Source organism: Thermogemmatispora sp. (assembly GCF_019683755.1).
Taxonomy (GTDB): Bacteria; Chloroflexota; Ktedonobacteria; order Ktedonobacterales; family Ktedonobacteraceae; genus Thermogemmatispora.
Map to the genome: position 1 here is coordinate 1 of NZ_JADGHT010000345.1, position 4,767 is coordinate 4,767.

The 4,767-nt window shown below is 62.1% G+C and carries 4 protein-coding genes; 1 reads left to right on the forward strand and 3 read right to left on the reverse strand.

What is annotated here, in order from left to right:
- Together IRZ24_RS16845 and IRZ24_RS16850 are read right to left on the reverse strand one after the other, a co-directional pair.
- On the reverse strand, positions 1 to 288 hold a 288-nt coding region (locus tag IRZ24_RS16845; protein ID WP_297166676.1), incomplete at its 3' end, for a beta-galactosidase.
- A gap of 6 nt (positions 289 to 294) precedes the next feature.
- Positions 295 to 1,236, reverse strand: a complete 942-nt coding sequence (locus tag IRZ24_RS16850) for a thiamine pyrophosphate-dependent enzyme (protein WP_297166679.1) — start codon at positions 1,234 to 1,236, stop codon at positions 295 to 297.
- Positions 1,237 to 1,611: 375 nt separating this feature from the next.
- Between IRZ24_RS16850 and IRZ24_RS16855 the strand changes: the two genes are divergently transcribed.
- Positions 1,612 to 3,708: a thiamine pyrophosphate-dependent enzyme gene (locus tag IRZ24_RS16855; RefSeq protein ID WP_297166682.1), complete on the forward strand. Its 2,097-nt coding sequence runs from the start codon at positions 1,612 to 1,614 to the stop codon at positions 3,706 to 3,708.
- A 452-nt stretch (positions 3,709 to 4,160) separates the two neighbouring features.
- Here the strand turns inward: IRZ24_RS16855 and IRZ24_RS16860 are convergent.
- On the reverse strand, positions 4,161 to 4,767 hold a 607-nt coding region (locus tag IRZ24_RS16860), incomplete at its 5' end, for a hypothetical protein (RefSeq protein ID WP_297166685.1).

A 4,767-nucleotide genomic window follows, 5' to 3' on the forward strand; every position in this document is an offset into this window, starting at 1 on the left:
GCTCATCCAGGGGGGAGGGGCGGCGGTGGCTGTGCCCAGGTCGGCGGCGATCCCATGCTCGGCCAGCAGGTCCATCACGCGATCGAGCAGCGAGAAATCATACTGGTCAAGAGCTGGTTCGAGCAAGGCCCAGGAGAAAATATTAATCGAGACCATATTGAGGCCCGCCAGCTTCATCAGGCGCATGTCCTCAAGCCAGAGCGAGGCGGGCCACTGTTCCGGGTTATAGTCAGCCCCATAGAGCAGGGTACCAAAGAGCGCACTGGAACGGCTATTCTGGCGTAGCAAAGCGTATCATCCTCCTTCCCAGCACTGGGGCACGGGATCGGCTGCGGCTGGAGCCATCTGACTGCTATCGCGTAGGGCATCCTCTAGCGCCTGCTCAACCTCGGCGCGCAGACGGTCTGTCAGCTGAGCATGCCAGGCCCCATCCCAGGCTCCGCTGTTCTCTAGCAGTCGTCGGCAATGAGTAAGCGGGTCACACTCAGCCTCGTCCTGCTCAGGTGAGCCGCGTGTCACTAGCATCTCCAGGAGGATCGGTCCCTGACCGGCACGAGCCAGCGCCAGGGCCTCGCTCGTGAGGGCATGGACCTCGCGGATATCGCTGCCATCAACGCAGCGATAGGTGAGGCCGGTGGGAAGGCGAGCCGGGGAGAGACGGAAGACCTGAGCGTCAAGCGAACAATCCTGCTCGCAGATGAAGAGGACTGGCAGGCGCTGCTGAGCGGCGAAGGTCAGCCCTTCCAAAAAATCCGGCTCAGCGGTGGCGCCATCGCCGCAGTAAGCAATGGCAACGGCGGAGCTTTTACGCAGCTTGCAGGCGAAGGCGATGCCGGCGGCGTGCAGAATCTGGGTCGCCACAGGGACGGGACCGCTAATCATATTGTGTTTATGATAGCCCCAGTGCTGGATAGGGCGATGCGGACGCTGGTCGGCCAGACGGCCTGGCCAGCCCTGCAAGTAGGTGCGGAAGATCTCGTAGGGAGTCATGCCGAGGGTCAGCACTACTCCCAGGTCACGGTAGTAGGGCAGAGTGAAGTCAAAGCCTGGACGAATACAGGCGGCGCTGCCAACCTGGGCCGCCTCGTGACCACGGCAGCTAGCCACGAAGCCGATGCGCCCGCTCTGGTGGAGTTGCCAACAGTAGCCATCGACCAGACGTGTGAGCAACATACGCTGATAGAGGTCGCGTAGCAGCGTCGTCGAAAGTGAGGGCTGAGTTGTCGCTAGCTCCACGTCGACACCACCGAGTGCGTTTTCATACGATTCACGCCTTGATCTGCTCTTGCAGGGTTGTAGAAGGAAGCCGGTGCATCGCCAGATGCACTGCTCATTATACGCCCTCGGGCCGAGGGCTAGCAATAGTGCTGCCCGTGAGGAGGGGTGAAGGCCCCTCCGTTTTAGCTCCCCAGGTGCTCTTATGCCTCTACCTATCGTCCTGACAGGGGTTTGACCTCTTGCCTGTTATGCTCTCTGATCCTGATCTTCCTGTGAGGCTTGTGGCTCCAGTGGTTGCTTTTCGCGGGAGGCGATTCTATAATGCCAGTGAAAAAAACCCTGGACGATGGAGCCGGGTTGAGATGTCAGCGTAGACGATTGGAGGCAGTAGCAATGACTCTGGAAGTGCAGGCAGCGGAATCCAAAACGGGTGCGCGGCCTGATGATCCCGTCGCGCTTTATCGCACCATGCTGATGGCGCGCAGCATCAATGAGTTGCTGAAGGTACGCAAGACCCAAGGCAAATTTCCCTTTTACATTGGCTGCGGCGGGCATGAGAGCATGGCCGCGGTCGTAGCTGCCGTTGATCCACAGGACTGGCTCTCCCTCTACTATCGTGATCTTGCGGCTTGGCTACAGCGGACAGGCGACATCTATGGTCCGTTGCGTGAGGCCTATTCGCGCACGACAGGGCCGATGTGCGCCGGTCGCAATATGCCTTCGCACTACAGTAGCCGACGCCATCGGATTCTGCCGACTTTCAGTGAGGTGGCGGCCCTGGCACCTTTTGCCGGTGGGGTGGCCTTCTCGCTGAAGCGGAGCGGGAGCAAGGAGATTGTGGTCTTCACGACTGGCGATGGCGGCGTGGCGACCAACGATTTCAATGTCCTGTTCCGTCAGGCTTCGGTCCATCGCCTGCCGGTGCTGATGATTGTCGAAGATAACGGGTGGGCGATTACGACCGAGTCTTCGATTCAGTGGGCCGGCTCGCTGGTCGAGTGGGCGCGCGCCGCCGGGGTCTATGCTGAGGAGGTTGACGGGACTAATGCGATCCCGGTCTTTGAGGCTACCGCTCGTCTGGCTGCCTATGTGCGCTCGGGGCAGGGTCCAGCTTTGATGCATCTGAAACTTGGCCTGCTTGATCCCCACTCCAGCAGTACAGACATCTATTCCTACCGGAAGAAGGAGGAGATTGAGTTTACGAAGGCGACCAAGGACCCCATCACAAACTATGGTCGCTGGCTGGTTGAACACGGCTATCTGCAGGAGGCGGATCTTGAGCGCCTGCGTCGCGAGGTGCGGGCTGAGCTGCAACAGGCTGAGGAGCGTGTGCTGCAGGAGCCAGAGCCGACGCCTGAGCGCGTCCTGCAGCATGTGATCTATGTCCCGCAGTGGCAGGAGAATACGCCGCGTGGGGCCAGGCGCCCGACGACGATGTTGGGCGCGATTAATGAGGCGCTGGCGGAGCTGGCGCAGCGTGATCCCGGGTTCTTTGTCTATGGTCAGGATGTGGGCAGTCCAAAGGGGGGCGTCTTCGGCGCCACTGCCTCGCTGGTTACGCATTTCCCTGGGAGAGCCATCAGTAGCCCCCTGAATGAGCAGTTGATTGTCGGGATCGCTGCCGGCGCGGCGATGGTCGACGGGCGCGCGCGCTGTGCCGAGATTCAGTTTGTGGATTATCATCAGTCGGCGGCGCAGACGATTCGGCTGGCGGCGCGCATCTCCTACCAGAACTTCGGTGATTGGCGGGTGCCGTTGTTGATCCGCACAAAGTCGGGCAGTGGAGGCGGCGGCCCTATCTCCAATAGTGCCGCTGGTGGCGGGGCCTTTGGTCATTCGAATGCGGGCGAGCAGTGGTTTACGAATGTGCCGGGGATGATCACGCTCTGCCCGGCGACGCCTTTCGATGCCAAGGGGCTGCTGCTGGAGGCGGCGCGCTCGCAGTCGCCGGTGGTCTTTCTGGAGCGCGGGCGTCTCTATCGCTCGGAGCCGCCGAGGGATCGCCACGGGCGCCCGATTGAGGTGATTGCCCAGTATTGGCAGGTGCCCGAGGGCTATTATACGCTGCCCATCGGTAAGGCCCGCCGCCTGCGCCTGGGCGAGGGAACGCCACGGGTGGCGATCGTGAGCTGGGGAACGATGGTGCTGGAGGCCTGTATTGCTGCCGCCAATGTGATTGAGCAGCATGGCGGGGCGATTGAGGTCGTGGATCTGCGGACGCTGATGCCGTTCGATAAGGAGGCGCTGCGGGCGGCGGTGCGTGAGGCGAATCGGGTGGTGGTGGTGACGGAGGAGCCGGATCTGACGAGCTTCGCGCGCCATGTGCATTCATGGATTGTTGAGCATTGTTTCTATGATCTGGATGCGACGCCGCGCCTGATCTCGGCTTTGCCTGCTCCGGCGGCCCCCTATAATGAGCCGGAGGAGACGGCTTACTATCCTTCGGCCAGGACGATTGAGCGCTGCCTGGAGGAGTTGCTGGTCGAGTAGAGGGTAGAGGTGAGGTGCGGCGCGCCGGCAGACTGGCGTGAGTCTGATGCTGACCGGCAGGGATCAGGCGGTTCGCTCTTGCTAGAGGGTAAGGTGAGCTGGAACGAGGAGCTATCTGCTCACGGTGGCCTCGGCTTGGGTTGAGGCTCGGACGTGGCGGGTAGCTCCTTTGTTGCGGCGCTGGCTCGACGCCTGCCTGGGGCAGCTATGAAAAGGGAGAAGGCCTCATTCCAGAAGCTGAGGGTCAGGCTGAGGAAGAGGCCAGGGTCCTGGGTGGAGGCTGCTTGAATTGCTTGCGGCTGATAGGGCCTGGCGTCATCTCTATCGCTGCCGGCAAGCGTCAGGTGAAAGCCTGGTAGCTGTGGATGTTGCCAGTTGTATGGCTCTCTTAAGGTATTCCCCCTTTACGATCATCCAGCACCCTGGCCCGTGCGAGGACCTCGCTCGGCGGCTTAATTAAGGTGCTCGCGACGGGGATGGTCGCGCAAGGTGCGGGCAAGGTAGCGGATGAGCCGCTGACCCAGCTTGAGCTGCAGGGTAGCCGATGCGGGACTCACGCTATGCACTTGCTGCAGCATGCGGTCCGTCAGGCTCAGCAGCCGCCGCAAGCGTGGGATCTCGCTGGTGTGGAAATAGATGGGTTGGTCGGGGTCGCGCGCGATGGTTTCCTGGCAGCGGGCCTGGAGCAGGTCCAGACCTTGTTGTAGCTCGACCAGGAGTCGGAGCAGGTGGCGGTCGTTCTTGCTCAGGCGTTCGCTGGTGGACGTGGGAAAGCGTGGGTCGCGCTCCTCTTGCCAGTGCTGCCAGAGTTGTTGAGCCTGTGGCGAGAGGAGGGTGGCGGTAAGGAGCTGGAGGTCTTCGATGGTGCGCCCGGTCAAGGCCCACTCGAGTGGGCCGGGGATGAGCACGGGCGAGAGACCGGCCAGCAGGTCGTTGGTGGGACGCCTGGAGCGCTGACGGCGGTGGCGATGGCGGCTCATGGCTTGCACCCCCAGACGGTCAGGAGGCCGCAGCAGGTGCGCTGGCGCTCCCATTCGGCGGGGAGGGCGCTCAAGGTCT